Source organism: Zavarzinia marina (assembly GCF_021568905.1).
Lineage (GTDB): Bacteria > Pseudomonadota > Alphaproteobacteria > Zavarziniales > Zavarziniaceae > Zavarzinia > Zavarzinia marina.
In genome coordinates, this window is record NZ_JAKGSB010000002.1 from 59,755 (window position 1) to 79,442 (window position 19,688).

At 68.5% G+C, this 19,688-nt stretch carries 19 protein-coding genes; 12 read left to right on the forward strand and 7 right to left on the reverse strand.

Going from position 1 to position 19,688, the window contains the following annotated elements; all coding sequences use genetic code 11:
• Nucleotides 1–11: 11 nt before the first annotated feature.
• Nucleotides 12–1,673, reverse strand: coding sequence for an N-acetylglutaminylglutamine synthetase (gene ngg, locus L2U69_RS06085; RefSeq protein WP_236105904.1), 1,662 nt, complete (start codon nt 1,671–1,673; stop codon nt 12–14).
• A 13-nt stretch (nt 1,674–1,686) separates the two neighbouring features.
• Entirely contained in the window at nt 1,687–3,462 is a 1,776-nt protein-coding gene (locus L2U69_RS06090) for an N-acetylglutaminylglutamine amidotransferase (protein WP_236105905.1), read from the reverse strand.
• 336 nt (nt 3,463–3,798) lie between these two features.
• Between L2U69_RS06090 and L2U69_RS06095 the strand changes: the two genes are divergently transcribed.
• Nucleotides 3,799–5,019, forward strand: coding sequence for a class I SAM-dependent methyltransferase (locus L2U69_RS06095; RefSeq protein ID WP_236105906.1), 1,221 nt, complete (start codon nt 3,799–3,801; stop codon nt 5,017–5,019).
• Here L2U69_RS06095 and L2U69_RS19235 read toward each other — a convergent pair.
• The 3 genes from L2U69_RS19235 to L2U69_RS06110 form a co-directional block, all read right to left on the reverse strand.
• Entirely contained in the window at nt 4,991–5,278 is a 288-nt protein-coding gene (locus L2U69_RS19235; RefSeq protein WP_236105907.1) for a lipid-A-disaccharide synthase N-terminal domain-containing protein, read from the reverse strand. The genes L2U69_RS06095 and L2U69_RS19235 overlap by 29 nt on opposite strands.
• 92 nt (nt 5,279–5,370) lie before the next feature.
• Complete coding sequence (gene pbpC / locus L2U69_RS06105; protein ID WP_236105908.1) at nt 5,371–7,488, reverse strand: penicillin-binding protein 1C; 2,118 nt, start codon at nt 7,486–7,488, stop codon at nt 5,371–5,373.
• Nucleotides 7,489–7,730: 242 nt separating this feature from the next.
• Nucleotides 7,731–7,898 (reverse strand): YdcH family protein, encoded by a 168-nt coding sequence (locus tag L2U69_RS06110; protein ID WP_236105909.1) that lies wholly within the window; start codon nt 7,896–7,898, stop codon nt 7,731–7,733.
• A gap of 223 nt (nt 7,899–8,121) precedes the next feature.
• Here L2U69_RS06110 and L2U69_RS06115 point away from each other — a divergent pair, with 223 nt between their 5' ends.
• The 3 genes from L2U69_RS06115 (at nt 8,122) to L2U69_RS06125 (ending at nt 10,045) form a co-directional block, all read left to right on the forward strand.
• Nucleotides 8,122–8,322, forward strand: a complete 201-nt coding sequence (locus L2U69_RS06115) for a YdcH family protein (RefSeq protein ID WP_236105910.1) — start codon at nt 8,122–8,124, stop codon at nt 8,320–8,322.
• 89 nt (nt 8,323–8,411) lie between these two features.
• Nucleotides 8,412–8,867: a 5-(carboxyamino)imidazole ribonucleotide mutase gene (purE, locus tag L2U69_RS06120; protein ID WP_236105911.1), complete on the forward strand. Its 456-nt coding sequence runs from the start codon at nt 8,412–8,414 to the stop codon at nt 8,865–8,867.
• Entirely contained in the window at nt 8,864–10,045 is a 1,182-nt protein-coding gene (locus L2U69_RS06125; protein ID WP_236105912.1) for a 5-(carboxyamino)imidazole ribonucleotide synthase, read from the forward strand. Before purE ends, L2U69_RS06125 begins: the two co-directional genes overlap by 4 nt.
• Before the next feature lie 3 nt (nt 10,046–10,048).
• Here L2U69_RS06125 and L2U69_RS06130 read toward each other — a convergent pair whose 3' ends face one another.
• Both L2U69_RS06130 and def read right to left on the reverse strand, forming a co-directional pair.
• The gene (locus L2U69_RS06130; RefSeq protein ID WP_236105913.1) at nt 10,049–10,714 is read right to left on the reverse strand and encodes a COQ9 family protein; all 666 of its coding nucleotides are present in this window, start codon (nt 10,712–10,714) and stop codon (nt 10,049–10,051) included.
• A gap of 6 nt (nt 10,715–10,720) precedes the next feature.
• Complete coding sequence (gene def / locus L2U69_RS06135; protein ID WP_236105914.1) at nt 10,721–11,272, reverse strand: peptide deformylase; 552 nt, start codon at nt 11,270–11,272, stop codon at nt 10,721–10,723.
• Nucleotides 11,273–11,372: 100 nt separating this feature from the next.
• On the opposite strand from def, the gene L2U69_RS06140 reads away from it, so the two are divergent.
• From L2U69_RS06140 to L2U69_RS06175, 8 genes are all read left to right on the forward strand, one after another.
• Complete coding sequence (locus L2U69_RS06140) at nt 11,373–11,618, forward strand: GlsB/YeaQ/YmgE family stress response membrane protein (protein ID WP_236105915.1); 246 nt, start codon at nt 11,373–11,375, stop codon at nt 11,616–11,618.
• A gap of 88 nt (nt 11,619–11,706) precedes the next feature.
• Nucleotides 11,707–12,360 carry a Spy/CpxP family protein refolding chaperone gene (locus tag L2U69_RS06145; RefSeq protein ID WP_236105916.1) on the forward strand — a complete coding sequence of 218 codons (654 nt, stop codon included), beginning with the start codon at nt 11,707–11,709 and terminating at the stop codon, nt 12,358–12,360.
• Between the two features lie 93 nt (nt 12,361–12,453).
• Nucleotides 12,454–13,086, forward strand: coding sequence for an EF-hand domain-containing protein (locus tag L2U69_RS06150; RefSeq protein WP_236105917.1), 633 nt, complete (start codon nt 12,454–12,456; stop codon nt 13,084–13,086).
• 137 nt (nt 13,087–13,223) lie between these two features.
• Nucleotides 13,224–13,823, forward strand: coding sequence for an ANTAR domain-containing response regulator (locus L2U69_RS06155; protein ID WP_236105918.1), 600 nt, complete (start codon nt 13,224–13,226; stop codon nt 13,821–13,823).
• Nucleotides 13,820–15,097 carry a CmpA/NrtA family ABC transporter substrate-binding protein gene (locus L2U69_RS06160; protein WP_236105919.1) on the forward strand — a complete coding sequence of 426 codons (1,278 nt, stop codon included), beginning with the start codon at nt 13,820–13,822 and terminating at the stop codon, nt 15,095–15,097. The genes L2U69_RS06155 and L2U69_RS06160 overlap by 4 nt, the downstream gene beginning before the upstream one ends.
• A gap of 372 nt (nt 15,098–15,469) precedes the next feature.
• Nucleotides 15,470–16,897 (forward strand): CmpA/NrtA family ABC transporter substrate-binding protein, encoded by a 1,428-nt coding sequence (locus L2U69_RS06165; RefSeq protein ID WP_236105920.1) that lies wholly within the window; start codon nt 15,470–15,472, stop codon nt 16,895–16,897.
• A gap of 22 nt (nt 16,898–16,919) precedes the next feature.
• Nucleotides 16,920–18,008 carry an ABC transporter permease gene (locus L2U69_RS06170; protein WP_236105921.1) on the forward strand — a complete coding sequence of 363 codons (1,089 nt, stop codon included), beginning with the start codon at nt 16,920–16,922 and terminating at the stop codon, nt 18,006–18,008.
• Nucleotides 18,009–18,022: 14 nt separating this feature from the next.
• The gene (locus L2U69_RS06175; RefSeq protein ID WP_236105922.1) at nt 18,023–19,684 is read left to right on the forward strand and encodes an ABC transporter ATP-binding protein; all 1,662 of its coding nucleotides are present in this window, start codon (nt 18,023–18,025) and stop codon (nt 19,682–19,684) included.
• The last annotated feature ends 4 nt before the right edge of the window (nt 19,685–19,688 follow it).

Here is a 19,688-nt window from a genome sequence, read left to right on the forward strand (position 1 = left end):
TCGCTTGGGGCTCAGGCTTGCCTCAGGCTAGTGGGGATGGCCAGGGGAAACAACAGGTCGATGAAGCGTTCCGCCGTCGGCTGGGGTTCGTGGTTGGCGAGACCCGGGCGCTCGTTCGCCTCGATGAAGGCGTAATCGGGCTTCAGCGGCGACTTCACCATGAGGTCGACGCCGACCACGGGGATGTCGATCGCCCGCGCCACCTTCACGCCCACTTCGACCAGGGTCGGGTGCACCATGTCGGTGACGTCGTGGATGGTGCCGCCGGTGTGGAGGTTGGCGGTCTTCCTCACGCGCAGTTCCTCGCCCTCGGGCAGGATGCTGTCGAATTCGAAGCCTGCGGCACGCACCGTGCGCTCGGTCTCGGCATCGACGGGGATGCGCGATTCGCCGCCCGTGGCGGCGGCGCGGCGCCGGCTCTGGGCCTCGATCAGGTCGCGCACGCTGCGCTTGCCGTCGCCGACCACCAGGGCGGGACGGCGGATCGCCGCCGCCACCAGCCGGTAGTTGATGACGACGAGGCGCAGGTCCTCGCCCTCCACGCATTCCTCGATCAGCACTTCGTCCGAAACCGTGCGCGCCTCGGCGATGGCGGCCTCGAGATGGGCCATGGTGGTGACGCCGACGGCGATGCCCCGGCCCTGCTCGCCCCGCGCCGGCTTGACGACCAGACGGCCGTGGCGATCCAGGAAATCGGCGATGTCGCTGGGCGGGGCGGCGGCCGACAATTGATCGGGCACGCGCACATCGGCCTCGGAGACGATGCGCCGCGTCACCGCCTTGTCGTCGCAGATCGACATCGCGACGGCCGAGGTCAGTTCCGACAGGCTCTCGCGGCAGCGCACGCTGCGCGCGCCATAGGTCAGGCGGAAGAAGCCGCCCGCCGCGTCGATCGGCTCGACATGAATGCCGCGGCGCCGGGCCTCGTTCACGATGATGGTGGCGTAGGGGTTGAAGCCCTCGTTGATGCCGGGTCCGGCGAAGAGCCGTTCGTTGATCGGATTCTTTCGCTTCACCGTGAAATAGGCCATGCGCTCGAAGCCCAGCTTCTCGTAGAGCGCGATCGCCTGCTCGTTGTCGTGCATCACGGAGAGATCCATGAAGCCGGCGCCGCGCCCGGCGAAGACGCTGGCGAGAGCGTTGACCAGGGCCTGGCCGACGCCCGGCTGGCGCGCCTGGGGATCGACCGCGAGACACCAGAGGGACGAGCCCTTCTCGGGATCGCCGAAGACGGCCCCGTGATCGACGCCCGTAACGGTGCCGATCACTTCACCCGTCGCGTCCTCGACCGCGACGAGATAGACGATGCCCTTCGCATCCTTCTTCTCCCAGAAGAAGTGGGGGGGCACGGTGACCATGCCGCGCTTGGCGTAGATGCGGTTGATCGCCTCGGCATCCGCTTCGGATTCGAGGCGGCGGATGGTGAAGTTGCGTCCCGGCCGGTCCTTCGCCGTGATACCCTTCAGGTTCAGGCGATAGATGTGCGACGGATCGAGAAAGATCTCGGCCGGGCCGTGGGCCAGCAGGACATGGGGATCGCGGACATAGACGGCGATGTCGCGCCGGTCCGCGCCCTCTTCCCTCAAGGCTTCGAGAAGATCGGGCAATTTCTCGAAGGTCTGCCCGAAGATCAGCCGCCCCCAGCCGACATCGAATGCGCAATTCGGCGTCATCAGCGCCCCCTCGTCAAATGTCGTGGGACTGAAGCCACATTTCCAGCAGCGCCACCTGCCACAGCTCCGAGCCCTGCAGCGGCGTGATGTGCGACACCGGATCGGCGAACAGCTTGTCCAGGTATTCGGTTCGGAACAGACCGCGTTCCTTCGCCCGCTTCGACGACAGCGCGTCGCGCACCATGGTCAGATATTCGCCCGAGATATACTTGAGCTGCGGCACCGGGAAGTAGCCCTTCTTGCGGTCGATCACCTCGCTCGGCACCACGAGGCGGGCGGCCTCCTTCAGGACGCCCTTGCCGCCCTGGGCCAGCTTGAATTCCGGCGGGATGGTCGCGGCCAGTTCCACCAGTTCGTGATCCAGGAAGGGCACGCGGGCCTCCAGCCCCCAGGCCATGGTCATGTTGTCGACCCGCTTCACCGGATCGTCGACCAGCATGACCTGGCTGTCGAGGCGCAGCGCCCGGTCGACCGGCGTCGCGGCGCCGGGCCGCAGCAGATGCTCGGCGACGAGATCGCGGCTGGCGTCGGTCGGCGCGATCCACTCGTCGCCCAACTGGGTCTTCAGGGTTTCGTGGTCGCGGTCGAAGAAGACGCGGGCGTAGTCCGAGACGACGTCGTTGCTGTCGGCCAACGGCGGATACCAATGGTAACCGGCGAAGACCTCGTCCGCGCCCTGGCCCGACTGCACCACCTTGATGTAGCGCGAGACTTCGCGCGACAGCAGGAAGAAGCCGATGTTGTCGTAGGACACCATGGGTTCCGACATGGCGTGGATGGTCGCCGGCAGCGCCGCCATCAGATCGCTCGACGGCACGAAGATCTTGTGATGATCGGTGGCGAAGGTCTTGGCGATCAGGTCGGAATAGACGAATTCGTCGCCCTTCTCGCCGTTCGCTTCCTCGAAACCGATGGAGAAGGTCATCAGGCCCTTCTGGCCCTCTTCCGCCAGAAGCCCGACGATGACCGAGCTGTCGACGCCGCCCGAAAGCAGGACGCCCACGGGCACGTCCGCCACCATGCGTCGGCGCACGGCCGTGCGCAGTGCGTCCAGCACGCGGTCGCGCCAGTCGTTCGCCGACAGGCCGGTATCCTCGGGCCGGCGCTCGTGCGGGGGCGCCCAATAGACCCGGTCCTCGAAACTGCCGTCGGGGGCATAGCGCCTGACGGTCGCCGGCGGCAGCTTGCGCACGCCCTTGACGATGGTGCGCGGCGGCGGCACCACGGCATGGAAGCTCATGTAGTTGTGCAGCGCCTCGCGGTCGATCTCGGTGTCGACGTCGCCGGCGGCCAGGATCGCGGGCAGGCTGGAGGCGAAGCGCAGCCGCTTGCCCGCCAGCGAATAATAGAGCGGCTTGATGCCGAAACGGTCGCGCGCCATGGTGACGATGCCGGTGTCGCGCTCCGCCACCACGAAGGCGAACATGCCGTGGAAGCGTTCGACGCAGGCCCCGCCCCAGGCGTGATAGGCCTTGAGGATGACTTCCGTGTCGCCGTGGGAGAAGAAGCGATAGCCCATCCCCTCCAGTTCGGCGCGCAGTTCCGGGTAATTGTAGATGCAGCCGTTGAAGGTCAGGGTCAGGCCCAGGTCCGGGTCGTGCATCGGCTGCGCGGCCTTGTCGGACAGGTCGATGATCTTCAGCCGGCGATGGCCGAAGGCGAAGGGCCCGCGCGCCACGACACCGGCGCCGTCGGGCCCGCGCGGGGCCATCACATCCATCATGCTGGCGACAGCGCCTGCGCTCGCGAAGCTTCCGTCGAAGCGAATCTCACCCGCTATTCCGCACATGCTGCCTCTGTAGCTCCATCGTTTCGAATGGGGAATCCGATCGCGCGCAGCGATCTTCATTCGGGGGCAGGTGCATGAAGGACCAGCGGCGGATCCTGCCCACGGCGGCCAGGGTGCCGCCCGTCATGCGAACGGGCCCGGAATAGCTGTACCGGGGTCCCCGTCGCGGCGATAGGGCGGGCTTACAGGACTGGGGCGCGCACTTCAAGGTTTTCCGGCCGAAAGCCGCGTCAACCGCCGGCTTCCTGCCCTAATTTTAGGCAATGGCCGAGCTTTGCAGCGCCGCCCTTCTGCCCTAGCTTGACCGCCATGTCACGGTCAGCGTCGGGACTCATCATGTCCAACATCACCAAGGACCAATTGGTCGCCCGGCATTACGAGGCCCTGCCCTATCCGGCGCGCAACCCGCGCGACGAGGCAAAGCGTCTGGTCGAGGGCAGCCCCAGCGCCCTGCCCGAGATCCGCCACTGGATCTTCGGCGGGCGCATGCCGGCCCGGCCGCGCGTGCTCTTCGCCGGCGGCGGCACCGGCGACGGCTGCATCATGCTGGCCCAGCATCTGGCCGACGCCGGCATCGCGGCGGAGATCGTCCATCTCGACATGTCGAAAGCGGCGCAAGCGGTGGCGGCGGCACGGGCGGCGGCGCGCGGCCTGGAGATCCGCTTCGTCGAGGGCTCGCTGCTCGACGTCGAGACGCTCGCCCCCGGTCCCTACGACTACATCGACTGCTGCGGCGTGCTGCACCATCTGGACGATCCCGCCGCCGGGCTGGCCGCGCTCCGCGCCGTTCTGGCGCCGGGCGGCGGCATGGGGCTGATGGTCTATGGCAGGATCGGGCGCAGCGGCGTCTACGACGTGCAGGAGGCCCTGCGCCTGCTCTCCCCGGAGGAAGAGACGCCGGACAGGCGCCTCGGCGTCGCGCGGCGCCTGCTGCCGGGCCTGCCCGCGACCAACCGCCTGCGCCGCAACGAGGCGGTGACCGACCACATTCAAGGCGGCGATGCCGGCATCTTCGATCTGCTGCTGCATTCCCGCGACCGGGCCTATGACGTCGAGGGCTTCGTCGATCTGATCGAGGGCTGCGACCTCGGCCTCGTCGCGCTGATCGATCCGGCGCGCTATGCGCCCGAGACCTATCTGGCCGATCCCCAGCTCCGCAAGATCGCCGCCGGGCTGGAGCCCCGGGCGCGGGCCATGGTGGCGGAACGCCTGGCCGGCAATATCGCCCGCCATGTCGCCTATGTCGTCCGCCCGGATCACGAGGCGACGGCGCCCGATCCCCTGGACCCGGACGCCATTCCCGTCTTCTCCCGCACCGAAGCGGGGGAGATGATCGCCGCCATGGGCAACGACCGGGTTCTGAAACTGGGGCTGGACGGTCTGTCCTACCGCTTCCCGCTGCCGCAGTCGGCGCCCGCGATCCTGCGCCATGTCGACGGCAGGGCGACGGTCGCCGAGATCGCGGCCAAAGCCCGCGTGAACGGCTTCGAGCGGGCGTGGCCCGCCACCTTCGCCGTGCTGAACGGGATCAGTCGGCTTTTTCTTCGACTTGCTTGAGCTGGTGGCTGTAGATCAGCCACAGGTTCCGGGCATAGATCACCAGGCCGCCCGCCTGACCGGCGATGAACACCGGATCCTCGCGATGGATGGCATAGGCCAGCAGGACGACGCCACCACCCACGGAAAAGAACCAGAAGGCGACGGGCACCAGGCTGCGGCGCGCGCGCTCGCTGGCGATCCATTGCACGACGAAGCGCATGGTGAACAAGGCCTGGCCGGCGAAGCCGATGATGAACCAGATATATGAGTCTTCCACGATGGACTCCGGTGCGTCGAACCGCCGCCTTATAGACGGATTTGCCCCCCCTGTCCCCCGACATCGGCTCAGCCCCCCTCTGCACGAAAGGATCAACCGTCCGGGCTGGTCAGGCGGAAGTCGGCGCTGGCGGCGCGGCCCCTGGCGTCGAGGACGGTGACGACGGCGTCGCCCAGCCCGTCGGGCTGCCATTCGGCCTGACGGCGGAAGGCGGCGGTGGCGACGGGACGGCCGTTCACCAGGAACACCAGGGGCATGGTCCCGCCCTCGGCCCGAAGCGCCACGGTAGGCAGGCTGCCGTCGGGCGCGCGGCGCAATTCGATGGTGGCGCCGTCGACGGGACTGGCCAGGCGCGGCCCGCCCGCCATGGCCGTTTCGAAGGCGGTCGGATCGGCCCGGCGCGAGCGCAGGCGCTTCAGGCCCGGCGGCAGTTCGGTCTGGGTGGCGATCAGGGTGCCGGGCGGCGGCGGGGCCCGGCGCAGGGCTTCGGGTCCCGGCGGCGGCAGCATGCCGAAGGCGGCGAAGAGCAGGGGGGCGGCGGCGTCGCGCCCCATGCGCCCGGGCGAGAAGGAGCCGTCGGGCCGCCCGACCCAGACCCCGATCGTATAATCGTGATCGAAACCGATCGCCCAGGCATCGCGGAAACCATAGGACGTGCCGGTCTTATAGGCGATCTGGCGGCCCGCCGCCGTCGCCTCCCCCGGCAGCAGATGGGGCGGCGGCGGCGTATCGCGGAGGATGGCCGCGACCTGCCAGGCCGCCGACTCGCTGACGAGCTTCGCCGCCTGCCCCTCCGGCGCGTCGACCCGGTCACGCAGGGGCAAGGCCCGCCCGCCATCCGCCAGCGCGGCATAGAGGGTGACGAGATCGCGCAGCGTGACGCCGACCCCGCCGAGGGCGATGGGCAGGCTGGGCACCGCATCCGGCGCCGGCAGGCGCAGCGTCACCCCGGCCTGGGCCAGGCGTCCGGCGAAGCGCCGGGGCCCGACCAGATCGAGAACCGCGACGGCGGGGATGTTGAGGGAGAGTTGCAGCGCCTCGGCGACCTTCACCTCGCCCCGATAGGCATGGTCGAAATTGCGCGGGGCGTAGCCGCCGAAATGGGTCGGCCGGTCGACCACGATGGTCTCCGGGTGGCACACCAGGTCCTCGAACGCGAGACCATAGATGAAGGGTTTCAGCGCCGAGCCGGGGGAGCGCACGGCGAGCGTCATGTCGATCGGGCCGTTCCGCGCGCGGTCGAAATAGTCGGCCGAGCCGACGCTGGCGACGACGCGCCGCCCGTCGTTGGCGACCACCAGGACGGCGATGTTGGCCGCCGCCTCGAGCCGGGTCACGCGCCGCGCCGCCATGGCCTCCAGCCGGGCCTGGAGATCGGCGTCGATCGAGGTGGCGATGACCGCCCGCCCGGGATCGGCGAGATGGAGCCGTTCCGCCAGATGCGGCGCTAGGAAGGGGGCCGCGCGGCGCACCACGGGCACCGTTTCCTCCATCGCCTCGCGCGCCTCGGTCTCGGTGATCACGCCGGCCGCCGCCGCCCGGGCCAGCACTTCGTCGCGGGCGGCGCGCGCCGCCTCGTGATGGCGGTCCGGGCGGCGGCGCTCGGGCGATTGCGGCAGGGCGACCAGCAGGGCCGCCTCGCCGAGGGTCAGGCGATCCGGCTCCTTGCCGAAATAGAACAGGCTGGCGGCCCGCACCCCTTCCAAATTGCCGCCATAGGGCGCGAGCGTCAGATAGAGGCCCAGGATCTCGTCCTTCGAAAGACGCCATTCGAGCTGGAGGGCGCGGCCCATCTCGATCAGTTTCGAGCCGATGGTGCGGGGTCGCGGCTCCAGCAGGCGCGCGGTCTGCATGGTCAGGGTCGAGGCGCCGGAGACCACGCGCCCCGCCGTCGCCGCCTGACCGATCGCGCGCAGCAGCGCCAGGGGATCGATGCCCGGATGGCCGCGAAAGCGACCGTCCTCATAGGCGACGAGCAGGGCGAGGAAACGGCGATCGACGTCGGCGGGCCCGGCGGAAAAGCGCCAGCGCCCGTCGTCGGCCGGAAAGGCGCGCAGCGGCTGCCCCTTCGAATCGAGGACGACGGCGGCGCGGCCGGCGCCCCGGTCCAGCACCGGCGGGAACAGCCGGTCGAGCACGATCGCCGCCAGGACCGAAAGGCCCAGCAGCAGCGCGAGCCCGACGGCCAGGCGCTTCGAAAATCCGATCAATCCCGCGCGCGTCAATCCAGCGCCCCATCACGAAGAAACGAGACGACCATAATCCCATGCCCATGGCGGAAAGAGGGCGAAGAAGATCACACGCCGCCCCAAACGAAAGCGCCGCCCCGGAAGGTTCCGGAGCGGCGCGACTGTCGAATCCGCACGCGTTTCGCGTGTCTCACGAAAGAGGCCGAGACCTCTTCAAGGTTCATCCGTCGCCGATTGGGGCTGAAAACGGATGAATTTGCCGGTCAATGCGGCTGAAGTCGGTTGATTTCGTCCTTGAGGCGGAGCTTTTCGCGCTTCAATTTGGCGATGACGGCAGGGTCGGGCAGCGGTCGGTTGGTCTCATCCTCGAGCGCCCGATCGAGCGAGGCATGACGCTGGGACAGACTGGCGGTGCGTGCTTCAAGGCTCATTCGCACATCCTCCCTTGTTGACCAGTGGGACTGATATCTAACCACGTGGTCTCGGCATCGTCATCCTTCAACATGCGCTGCGCCGCATAGATTCGTCGCTGCGCCGCGGCGACTTCCGGAAAGCCGATCGAACCCCTCCATCCGAATTATTTCGTGGCCCATACACCGGCGGAATCAGACGTGCTATAAAGCCCCTCTTTGCGGTGTGGGGATTGCGGCGCGCATGGTGGACGAGGCTGAGTTGCAGCGAAAGCTGACCGAGTTGCTGCAGGAACATCGCGATCTCGACGCCGCCATCGACGCCCTCGTCGGCAATCCGCCCTTCGATCAGATCCAGGTGCAGCGCCTGAAGAAGCGCAAGCTGCAGCTCAAGGATCTGATCCTGAAGATCAACAGCCAGCTCCTGCCCGACATCATCGCCTGAAGCACGTTGCCTGAGACATCATTGCCCGCGTTGGCGTAATCGACAGACCGGTATTCATGGACAAGACACCCCCCGCGGTCGGAATCATCATGGGCAGCCGCTCGGACTGGCCGACCATGAGCCATGCCGCCGAGACCCTGAACGCCCTCGGGGTCGCCCATGAGGTGAAGGTGGTGTCGGCCCACCGCACGCCCGAGCGCATGTTCGACTACGCCAGGGGTGCCAAGGCGCGCGGCCTGAAGGTGATCATCGCGGGCGCCGGCGGCGCCGCCCATCTGCCCGGCATGACCGCTTCGCTGACGACGCTCCCGGTGCTCGGCGTACCGGTCGAGAGCCATGCCCTGAAGGGCCAGGATTCGCTTCTCTCGATCGTCCAGATGCCGGGCGGCGTGCCGGTCGGCACCCTCGCCATCGGCAAGGCTGGGGCGATCAATGCCGCCCTGCTCGCCGCCTCGATCGTGGCGCTGTCGGATCCCGCCCTGGACGGCCGATTGACCGAATTCCGCCGCCGCCAGACCGAAAACGTGCCGGAGACCGCGGAATGAACGCTCAATTCCGTCCCTCGACCCACCGCCCCGCCCCGGCCCCGCTGACCGAAGCGGCCCTGCCCCCCGGCGCCACCCTGGGCATTCTGGGGGGCGGGCAGTTGGGCCGCATGATCGCGCTGGCGGCGGCCGAACTCGGCTATCGCTGCCACATCTACGGGCCGGAGGCGGATCCGCCGGCCGGCCTCGTCGCCGCCGAATGCACCGTCGCCCCCTATGAGGACGAGGCGGCGCTCTCCGCCTTCGCCGACGCGGTCGACGCCATCACCTATGAATTCGAGAACGTGCCGGCCAGGACCGCCACCTTCCTCGCCGCCCGGAAACCGGTGCGGCCCGGCGTCATGGCCCTTGCGGTCGCGCAGGACCGGCTGGCCGAAAAGACTTTCGCCAACGACCGGGGGGCGCGGACCGCGCCCTTCCGCGCCATCGCCGGCCGCGCCGATCTCGATGCCGCCGTCGCCGATCTCGGCCTGCCGGCGGTCCTGAAGACCCGGCGCTTCGGCTATGACGGCAAGGGCCAGGTGCTGATCCGCGACGCGGCGGAACTGGACGCGGCCTACGCCGCCATGAAGGGCGCGCCCGCCATCCTCGAAGGTTTCGTCGATTTCGTCGCGGAGATTTCGGTGGTCGCGGCGCGCGGCGTCGCGGGCGACATCGCCATCTTCGATCCGGTCGAGAACCGCCACCGCGACCACATCCTCGACGTCACCATCGCCCCGGCGCCCGGGCTTTCGACCGAACTGGCGCTGACGGCGCAGACCGTCGCCCACGACCTCTTGATCGCGCTCGACTACGTCGGCGTGCTGGCGATCGAATTCTTCGTCACCGCCGGCGGCGACCTGCTCGTGAACGAGATGGCGCCCCGCGTCCATAATTCCGGCCACTGGACCATCGAGGGGGCGGAGACCAGCCAGTTCGAACAGGCGGCCCGCGCCGCCCTCGGCCTGCCGCTGGGCTGCCCCATCCGGCGCGGGCGTTCGGTGATGCTGAACCTGATCGGCGACGACGTCTCGGGCTTTCACCGCCTGCTGCTGGCGGAAGGCGCGCATCCCCATCTCTACGGCAAGGCCGAGGCCCGCCCGGGCCGCAAGATGGGCCATGTCACCCGCGTGCTCGGCGACGGTACCTCCGTCGAAGCCGCCATCGCCGACCTGCGCAAGGCGGTGACGGGGGCCTGACGCCTATTTCCGGGCGTTGACCGCGTCGCGCAGGCGCGACAGGGCGGAGAAGGGCGAGGGCACCAGTTTCAGCAGGGGATCGACGCGCTGGCGCACCTTGCCGATGGTCATCACGTCCTCGATCCGGCGATCCAGGAATTCCCAGGTCTTCGCGCGCCCCTCGCTGTCGTCCTGCAGCCAATAGGCCAGCGTCGCCGAATAAACCCCGGCCAGGATCGCGCGCTTCGAATAGAAGCTGAAGTCCTTCGAGGCGTCGCCGATGCCGCGCCAGACGGCGTCCACGGTCTGATAGAGCAGCTTGGCCGCCAGCGGCCCACCCGGCGGCAGGGCGAGGAACTGCACTGCCCGGCGCACCGCCTCGCGCTCCGGTTCCGCCTGTTCGAGGCGGGTGCGCACGGCGAGCGTGATCTTCTCGCGGATCTTCAGATCGTCGAGGCCGCGCGCCTGCAGGGCGTCGACCATGCGCCGGTCGGCGCGTTCGGAATGCCGCGCGATGGCGTCATAGGCGCTGGGCATGGCGCTGCGCGCATCGGCCGGATCGACGCCGAGGTCGCGCGCCGCGGCATTGACGGCCGTCACCGACCAGCCGTCGAAGGGCACATGGGGCAGCATGGCGTCGAGCAGGCGGTCGGTGAATTCGATGGCGGCGCGATCTTCGGCTTCGGCCATGGCGGATCAATCCTCGAAAGACGGTTCGGTCACATAGGAGAGGCTGGCCAGATCCGCCATCCGCTGGGGATAGAGAATGCCGTCCAGATGGTCGCATTCATGCTGCACGACGCGGGCGTGGAAGTCGCGCGCCACCCGCTCCACCACCTGCCCGTCGAGATCGAGGCCGCGATGGCGGATGGCCCGGGCGCGCGGCACCAGGCCCTTCAGCCCGGGCACCGACAGACAGCCTTCCCAATCGCTGTCGAGGGCTGCGTCCAGCACCTCGATCACCGGATCGGCCAGGATGGTCAGGGGCGCATTGTCGATCCCCCGCGCGTTCTCGTCGCCGAGGGGGGCGTGGAACATGACCAGGCGCAGCGGCACGCCGACCTGGGGTGCCGCGATGCCCCGCCCGCCGGCGGCGCGCATGGTCTCCAGCATGTCGTCGGCGATGGCGCGGATCTCGGCCACGGTCGGATCGCCCACGGGGGCCGCGCGGCGGGCCAGAACCGGGTGTCCCATGCGAAGGATCGGCAGGATGCTCATGGTCGAAATATGGCGCATGGCAACCGTCATGCAACCTTCCTGAGAGAGGATCGGCTTGGAAACGAGGCGGTGTCACACCATTTTAGGAACCGACCGGCACCGCCGGCGCGAAGAACGAGAGGAGAATGCGATGGGTTGGCTGTCCTGGATCGTGCTCGGCCTGATTTCGGGCGTGATCGCCAAGTTCCTGCTGCCCGGCCACGACGGCGGCGGTCTGATCTGGACCACGGTCGTCGGCATCATCGGCGCCTTCATCGGCGGCTATGTCGGCACCCGTATCGGCTGGGGCGACGCCAATGCCCTCGACCTGCGCTCGATCGGCATTTCCGTGCTCGGTGCCATCATCTTCCTGGTGCTGCTGCGCATCGCGACCTGAGGCACCGGACAAAATCGGCGCAGGAAATCGCCCGCGCCGCCGTTCTTCCTCGTGCTGGGACGCGACAGACACGACGAAGGACAGCACGATGAACAAACGCTTGATGGCCGGCCTCGGCCTCGCCGCCCTGATCGGCACCGCCGCCATCGGCGCCGGTTCGGCGTTCGCCCGGGCCGAAGGCCCCTCCCCCAATGGTCCGCGCGCCGAAGCCGGCCGCATGATGGATCCGGCCCGCATGGCCGATCGCTGCACCGACCGCTTCGCCCGCGAGAGCGCCCGCCTCACCTATATGGAAACCAAGCTGGATCTGACCGACGCGCAGCAGCCGCTGTGGCAGGCCTATGCCGACGCGGTCACCAAGGGCAATGCCGCCGACCGCGACACCTGCCTCGAGAAGGTCAAGACCATGCCCCCCGCGGAAGCCGGCGAGCCCCGCCAGCGCCCGACCGCCGTGGAACGCGAGGCGATGCGCATCGAACGCCTCGAAGCCGAGTTGAGCCAGGCCAAGGCGACCGAACCGGCCCTGACCAAGCTCTATGGCGCCCTGGACGAGGATCAGCAGAAGATTCTCGACAAGCCGGCGCGTCACCACGGCCAGCGCCCGGGCATGACCCGCGCGCGCTTCGACCGGGGCGGTGATTGCCGGCCCGACTTCCAGCGTCACGGTTTCGGCCATCCGGGTACCGGCCCGGGGCCCAGCCAGGATCCGCGCGGCGACCAGCCCCCGCCGCCGCGCGGCTGATCGGCCGGGGCCCGCCCCGACCGACCACCCCCGGCGCCTTTCCCCCCGGCGCCGGGGGTCATCTTTTCGGCTTCCTCCTCGGTTTCGTCCGCCATGGCCATGATCCGTCCCCTTCCCCTCGTCCTCCTGATGACGGTCGGCCTCCCCGCCTGCGCCGGCCCCGGCGGCGGTCACGGGGAACGATCGGGTGGCGGGCCCCGGGGACGGGGCCTGCCGCCGCCCGGCATGGACGGCGGCCGGATGCCGGCACCGCCGGTGACGACCCTCGCCGGCCGCGTGCTCGGCACCGGCGCGGATGCCGATTGCCCCGCCCTCACCGCCGCCTGGCTGGCGGAGGCCGACGGCACCGGCAACCGCGACGCCCGCCTCCAGCAGGCGGAAGCGCAGGCCGACGCCGACCGGCTCTTCACCGCGATCGACGCCAATGGCGACGGTTTCCTGACCGCGGTCGAAATCGGCGCCTATCGCGCAAAGACGGCCCCCGCCGCCCATCCCGCCACGCCCGACAGGCCGCCGCCGGGCGGCGGACAGGCCCGCGACGGTTACCACGATCTGGCGCGGCGCGGCCTGCCGGACCCGGTCATGGCGGCGGACGTCGGCCTGGACTTCAAGGTTTCGCGCGCCGAAATGTCGGATCGTGTCGCCGCCCGCTTCGCCGGTCTCGATACCGACGGCGACGGCGCCCTGACACCGGCCGAACTGGCGGCACATTGCCCGGCGCGATGAGCCTTCATGGCGGGCCCCGACGGTTTGACGGTTGCGTGACTTGACGGTTGCGCGACCGGTCGCGACCGTCGATCCTGATCCGGTAATCCGTTCAGGCGTTCGTCACACGGTATGATTCGGCCGTGGCAACCGGGGTCATGACTAAAGCCGACATCCGCATCCTGGTCATCGACGACAACCGCATCCGTGCCTCGATCATCGAGGAGGGCCTGCGCGAGGCCGGCTATTCGCGCGTCAGCGTGATCGCCGAACCGCGCCCCATGGTGCGCGACATCGTCGAGGCCGACCCCGACGTCGTCTTCATCGACCTCGAAAACCCGAACCGCGACGTGCTGGAGCACATGTTCAACGTCAGCCGGGCGATCAGCCGGCCGATCGCCATGTTCGTCGACCGTTCGGACCGCGACATGATCGAGGCGGCGGTCGATGCCGGCGTCTCGGCCTATATCGTCGACGGCCTGAAGAAGGAGCGGCTGAAACCGATCCTGGAAACCGCGATCAGCCGCTTCAACGCCTTCTCGCGCATGCGCGAGGAATTGGACCGGACCCGCCGCGCGCTCGAGGAGCGCAAGGTGATCGACCGCGCCAAGGGCATCCTGATGCGCCAGCGCGGCATCCCCGAGGACGAGGCGCACGCCCTGCTGCGGCGGACCGCCATGAACGAAAACCGCCGCATCGCCGATATCGCCCAGAGTGTGATTACCGCGGCCGATCTTCTGTCGGGAGGCAAGCCATGACCACGGAACCCGCCACGACGACCGGAACCACCGGGGATTTCACCATCCGCGCCGGTTTCATCCCCCTGCTCGACGCCGCGATCATGATCGTCGCCAAGGAGATGGGCTTCGCCAGGGAAGAGGGCATCGATCTCGTCCTGATCCGCGAGAGTTCCTGGGCCAGCATCCGCGACCGCGTCGCCCTCGGCCATTTCGACGTCGCTCACATGCTGGCGCCCATGCCGATCGCCGCCTCCCTGGGGCTGACGCCTTTCGGCGGCAAGATCATCACGCCCATGTGCCTCGGCCTCGGCGGCAATGCGATCACCGTCTCCAACGCGGTCTGGCTCGGCATGAGCGAGCATGGCGCCGACAGCAGCGGCGATCCGAAGACAGCGGGCGAGGCACTGCGCGCCGTGGTCGCCGAGCGCAAGGCACGGGGCCTGCCGCGCCTGACCTTCGCCGTCGTCCACCCCTTCTCCAGCCACAACTACTATCTGCGCTACTGGCTCGCGGCCTGCGGCATCGACCCGCGCACCGACGTCGCCCTCACCATCGTGCCGCCGCCCTATATGACCGACGCCCTGGCCGGCGGCCATATCGACGGCTATTGCGTGGGCGAGCCGTGGAACAGCGCCTCGGTCGTCGCCGGCGTCGGCCATATCGCCACCACCACCTCCGCCATCTGGAAGTCCAGCCCGGAAAAGGTGCTGGGCGCGCGCGCCGATTGGGCGGAACGCAACCCGGATGCGCTGGCCGCCCTGATCCGCGCCATGCACCGCGCCTCGCTATGGTGCGATTCGGGCAAGAACGCGCCGGAGATCGTGGAACTCCTGTCGTCGTCGCGCTATCTCGACGTCGCGCCCTCGACCATGATGACCGGCCTGACCGGGCGCCTGGCACTCGGCGAGGACCAGCCCCAGACCCTGCCCGACTTTCGCTATTTCGCGCGCCGCGCGGCGACCTTCCCCTGGATCAGCCACGGTCTCTGGTTCTTCAGCCAGATGGTGCGCTGGGGCCAGACCGAACTGACGCCGGCGACGCTGGAAACCGCGCGCCTCAGCATCCGGCCCGATCTCTACAGGAAGGCGCTCGGCCCCCTGGGCGTCGCCCTGCCGAACGCCAGCTCCAAGGTCGAAGGCTCGCTCGCCATGGAAACGCCGGTGGCGACCGCGGACGGCCGCCTCTTCCTCGGGCCCGACGGCTTCTTCGACGGCAAGGTCTTCGACCCCGACCTGATCGAGGATTACGTCGCCGGGTTCGCCATCGCCGGCGGCGCGCCGGAAGAGGATTGAGATGCCCGCCGTTGCGGCACTGCACAAGATTTGAACGAGAATCTGCCGTTTTTTTGTTCAGCCCCTGCCCCCACCCCAAGCCCGGTCACATGATAAGCTCTTGATATCCAAGGGGGCGGTCGCGCCACCAGCTTTGGCACGAATTCTGCAGATTAGTCTCCGCAGGCCAACGACGGCCCATTGACCCTTCCAGCCGACGACGGCCCGGAGGGTTCGCCCCCGAGGGGCACAGATCACGAAATTCGCACCCATCGACGGGTGCCGGGCGACGCCGCCGACAGGGATGAGACCTGAGAGGTTCATCCATGTCCGCGGCGTCTTGTTGTTCACGACCCGGCCCCAGAGAGAGCCGGACAGCGTTTGGAGTCCGTGATGACCGACGTCGAGACCGCCTGCCGCAAGGCCGTCCTTTCCCGCCGGGGCCTGCTGCTCGGCACAGCCAGCGCGCTGGCCCTGGCGGCCGTGCTGCCCCGCCGCGCCGCCCGCGCCGAAGTCCTGATCCCCGAAAAGGACGAATTGAAATTCGGCTTCATCAAGCTGACCGACATGGCGCCCCTCGCCGTCGCCAAGGAACTCGGCTTCTTCGAGGACGAGGGCCTCTATGTCACCCTGGAACCCCAGGCGAACTGGAAGGTCCTGCTCGACCGCGTGATCACCGGGGAGCTGGACGGCGCCCATATGCTGGCCGGTCAGCCCTTGGCCGCCACCATCGGCTTCGGCACCAAGGCCCATATCGTCACGCCCTTCTCGATGGATCTGAACGGCAACGGCATCACCGTCTCCAGCGCCGTCTGGGAGATGATGAAGCCCCATGTGCCGAAGGGCGCGGACGGCAAGCCGATCCACCCGATCAAGGCCGATGCCCTGAAGCCGGTGGTCGAGGCGTTCAAGGCAGAGGGCAAGCCCTTCAACATGGGCATGGTCTTCCCGGTCTCCACCCATAACTACGAATTGCGCTACTGGCTGGCGTCCGGCGGTATCCATCCCGGTTACTATTCGCCCGACGACGTCTCCGGCCAGATCAAGGCCGACGCCCTGCTCTCGGTCACCCCGCCGCCCCAGATGCCCGCCACCCTCGAGGCCGGCACGATCTACGGCTATTGCGTGGGCGAGCCGTGGAACCAGGCCGCCGTCTTCAAGGGTATCGGCGTGCCGGTGATCACCGACTACGAGATCTGGAAGAACAATCCCGAGAAGGTCTTCGGCATCACGGCGGACTTCGCCGAAAAATATCCGAACACCGCGATCGGCCTGACCAAGGCCCTGATCCGCGCCGCCAAATGGCTGGACGAGAACGACAACGCCAACCGCATGCAGGCGGTCGAGATCCTGTCGCGGCCCGAATATGTCGGCGCCGATGCCGAGGTGATCGCCAATTCCATGACCGGCACCTTCGAATACGAGAAGGGCGACGTGCGCCCGGTGCCGGACTTCAACGTCTTCTTCCGCCACCACGCCACCTATCCGTTCTATTCGGATGCCGTCTGGTACCTGACCCAGATGCGCCGCTGGGGCCAGATCGCCGAGGCGAAGAGCGACGACTGGTATGCCGAGACGGCGAAATCGGTCTATCGCCCGGACATCTATCTGGCCGCCGCCGCCCAGTTGAAGGCCGAGGGCCTGATCGAGGACGCCGAGGTGCCGTGGGACAGCGACGGTTACCGCGCGCCGACCGCCGCCGCCGACTTCATCGACGGCATCGCCTACGACGGCCGCGCCCCCAACGCCTATATCGACGCCCAGACCATCGGCCTGAAGGGCAGGCAGAAGATCGCCGGCACCGACGTGGTTGGCGGCTGATGCGCCGGGGAGGGACGAGGACATGACGACCATGACCGACACCATGGAAGCCGAGGCCGGCGACCGCGCCCGGGAGCGGCGCGAACGCCTGTTCATGGCGCTGAACCGCGCCGCCGGGCCGCTCGGCGTCTTCGGCCTGGGCTGGCTGGTGCCCTTGCTGAAGATCGCCTGCGGCGACAGCCCGAGGGCCCAGATGGCCGAAATCTGGCGCGGCCTGCTGATCCCCCTGATCGGCATCCTGGCCTTTCTCGCCGCCTGGTCGGTGCTGGCGCCCCGGGTGCAGACCTCCCTCGGCACCATTCCGGGCCCCGTCCAGGTGCTGGAACAGGCGGACGGCCTCTGGGACGCCCATGTCGCCGAACGGGAGAAGGAGGACGCCTTCTACGAACGCCAGAAGGTCCGCAACGAGAAATTCATCGCCGCCGGCAAGCCCGAAATGGCGAAGGAGCGCAGCTATACCGGCAGCCCGACCTATCTGGACCAGATCGCCACCTCGCTGGTCACGGTCGGTCTCGGCTTCCTGATCGCCACCCTGCTGGCGGTGCCGGCCGGCATCATGTGCGGCCTGTCGCGGAGCGTGAACGGTGCCCTCAATCCCCTGATCCAGATCTTCAAGCCGGTCTCGCCCCTGGCCTGGCTGCCGATCGTGACCATGGTCGTCTCCGCGCTCTATCTCGAGCCCAGCGACGCCCTGCCCAAATCCCTGGTGATCTCCGCGATCACGGTGACCCTGTGCTCGCTGTGGCCGACCCTGATCAATACGGCACTCGGCGTCGCCTCGATCGACAAGGATCTGGTCAATGTCGGCAAGGTGCTGCAGCTCTCGACCGGCACTACGATCCGCAAGCTCGTGCTGCCCTCGTCCCTGCCCCTGATCTTCACCGGGCTGCGGCTGTCGCTCGGGGTCGGCTGGATGGTGCTGATCGCGGCGGAGATGCTGGCGCAGAATCCCGGCCTCGGCAAATTCGTGTGGGACGAATTCCAGAACGGTTCCTCGAATTCGCTGGCCCGCATCATCGTCGCGGTGCTGACGATCGGCGTGATCGGCTTCGTGCTGGACCGGGTGATGTTCGCCCTCCAGGCCGCCTTCACCTTTTCCACCAAGCGCTGAGGGAGGGGGCGATCATGGCGGTTCTCGAATTGAAGAACGTCGGCAAGGCTTACGGCGCCACGCGCATCCTCTCCGGCATTGACCTTGCGGTCGAGGAAGGCGAATTCGTCGCCATCGTCGGTTTTTCGGGATCGGGCAAGACGACCCTGATCTCGGCGATCGCGGGCCTGACGACGCCGGACGGGGGCGAGGTGCTGTTCAAGGGCGCGCCCGTCACCGGGCCGGGGCCGGAACGCGGCGTCGTGTTCCAATCCTATGCCCTGATGCCCTGGCTGACGGTGGAGGGCAATATCGCCCTTGCCGTCGATGCCGTCGCCGGCAGGCTGTCGCGGTCGGAAAAGCGCGCGCGGGTGGCGAAATACATCGAAATGGTCGGCCTGTCCCACGCCGCCGACCGCCGTCCGTCCGAATTGTCGGGCGGCATGCGCCAGCGCGTCTCGGTCGCCCGCGCGCTCGCCATGGAGCCGGAGATCCTGCTCCTCGACGAGCCGCTGTCGGCCCTCGACGCGCTGACCCGCGCCAAGCTGCAGGACGAGATCGAGGCGATCTGGGCGGCGAACAAGCGCACCGTCATACTGATCACCAACGACGTCGACGAGGCGATCCTCCTCGCCGACCGCATCATCCCCCTGAACCCCGGCCCCGACGCCAGCCTGGGTCCGGCCTTCAAGGTGGACCTGCCGCGTCCCCGCGACCGCATGGCGATGAACGACGATCCCGCCTTCAAGCGCCTTCGCGCCGAGGTCACCAATTACCTGATGGCGGTCGGCATCGACGCCAAGGCGGCGGGCGACGACGGGCGGCGCCTGCCGGACGTCGTCCCGATCACCCAGGCCCCGCCCAAGGCCTGGCGCGAGGCGGCGGCGTCGCCCGTCGAGGCGCGTTACCTCGACATCTGGCAGTTGCGGAAAGTCTATCCCACGCCCAAGGGCCCGTTGACCGTCGTGGAGAACTTCGACCTGAAACTGAACAAGGGCGAATTCGTCTCCCTGATCGGCCATTCGGGCTGCGGCAAGTCGACCGTGTTGTCCATGGTCGCCGGCCTGACCGACATCAGCGGCGGCACCGCGATCCTGGACAACCGGGAGATTTCGGGCGCGGGGCCGGAGCGCGCGGTGGTGTTCCAGGCGCCGTCCCTCATGCCCTGGCTGACGGCGCGGGAAAATGTCGCCCTCGGCGTCGACAAGGTCTATCCGAAGGCGAGCCCGGCGGAACGCCGCGCGGTCGTCGAATACTACCTGGCGCGGGTCGGCCTCGGCGACGCCATGGACCGCCTGGCCGCCGAAATGTCCAACGGCATGAAGCAGCGCGTCGGCATCGCCCGCGCCTTCGCCCTGAGCCCCAAGCTTCTCCTCCTGGACGAGCCCTTCGGCATGCTCGACAGCCTGACCCGCTGGGAATTGCAGAACGTCCTGATGGATGTGTGGAAGCGGACCCGGGTGACCGCCGTCTGCGTCACCCACGACGTCGACGAGGCGATCCTCCTCGCGGACAAGATCGTGATGATGACCAACGGCCCGAACGCCACCATCGGCGGGATCCTGGACATCGACCTGCCGCGCCCCCGCAGCCGCAAGGCCCTGCTGGACCACCCCGATTACTACCGCTATCGCGCCGAAGTCCTCGCCTTCCTCGAGGAATACGAGCACGGCGCCAAGCCCAAGACCGCCGCCTGAGCGA

Excerpts from the sequence above, each read along its gene's own strand:
- L2U69_RS06125 (WP_236105912.1), top strand. The coding sequence starts at position 8,864 with ATGAACGCTCAATTCCGTCCCTCGACCCACCGCCCCGCCCCGGCCCCG.
- L2U69_RS06090 (WP_236105905.1), bottom strand. The coding sequence starts at position 3,462 with ATGTGCGGAATAGCGGGTGAGATTCGCTTCGACGGAAGCTTCGCGAGC.
- L2U69_RS06095 (WP_236105906.1), top strand. The coding sequence starts at position 3,799 with ATGTCCAACATCACCAAGGACCAATTGGTCGCCCGGCATTACGAGGCC.
- L2U69_RS06165 (WP_236105920.1), top strand. The coding sequence starts at position 15,470 with ATGACCGACGTCGAGACCGCCTGCCGCAAGGCCGTCCTTTCCCGCCGG.
- L2U69_RS06145 (WP_236105916.1), top strand. The coding sequence starts at position 11,707 with ATGAACAAACGCTTGATGGCCGGCCTCGGCCTCGCCGCCCTGATCGGC.
- ngg (WP_236105904.1), bottom strand. The coding sequence starts at position 1,673 with ATGACGCCGAATTGCGCATTCGATGTCGGCTGGGGGCGGCTGATCTTC.
- L2U69_RS06140 (WP_236105915.1), top strand. The coding sequence starts at position 11,373 with ATGGGTTGGCTGTCCTGGATCGTGCTCGGCCTGATTTCGGGCGTGATC.
- L2U69_RS06170 (WP_236105921.1), top strand. The coding sequence starts at position 16,920 with ATGACGACCATGACCGACACCATGGAAGCCGAGGCCGGCGACCGCGCC.
- L2U69_RS06155 (WP_236105918.1), top strand. The coding sequence starts at position 13,224 with ATGACTAAAGCCGACATCCGCATCCTGGTCATCGACGACAACCGCATC.
- def (WP_236105914.1), bottom strand. The coding sequence starts at position 11,272 with ATGACGGTTGCCATGCGCCATATTTCGACCATGAGCATCCTGCCGATC.
- L2U69_RS06150 (WP_236105917.1), top strand. The coding sequence starts at position 12,454 with ATGGCCATGATCCGTCCCCTTCCCCTCGTCCTCCTGATGACGGTCGGC.
- L2U69_RS06175 (WP_236105922.1), top strand. The coding sequence starts at position 18,023 with ATGGCGGTTCTCGAATTGAAGAACGTCGGCAAGGCTTACGGCGCCACG.
- L2U69_RS06110 (WP_236105909.1), bottom strand. The coding sequence starts at position 7,898 with ATGAGCCTTGAAGCACGCACCGCCAGTCTGTCCCAGCGTCATGCCTCG.
- purE (WP_236105911.1), top strand. The coding sequence starts at position 8,412 with ATGGGCAGCCGCTCGGACTGGCCGACCATGAGCCATGCCGCCGAGACC.
- L2U69_RS06160 (WP_236105919.1), top strand. The coding sequence starts at position 13,820 with ATGACCACGGAACCCGCCACGACGACCGGAACCACCGGGGATTTCACC.
- L2U69_RS06130 (WP_236105913.1), bottom strand. The coding sequence starts at position 10,714 with ATGGCCGAAGCCGAAGATCGCGCCGCCATCGAATTCACCGACCGCCTG.
- L2U69_RS06115 (WP_236105910.1), top strand. The coding sequence starts at position 8,122 with ATGGTGGACGAGGCTGAGTTGCAGCGAAAGCTGACCGAGTTGCTGCAG.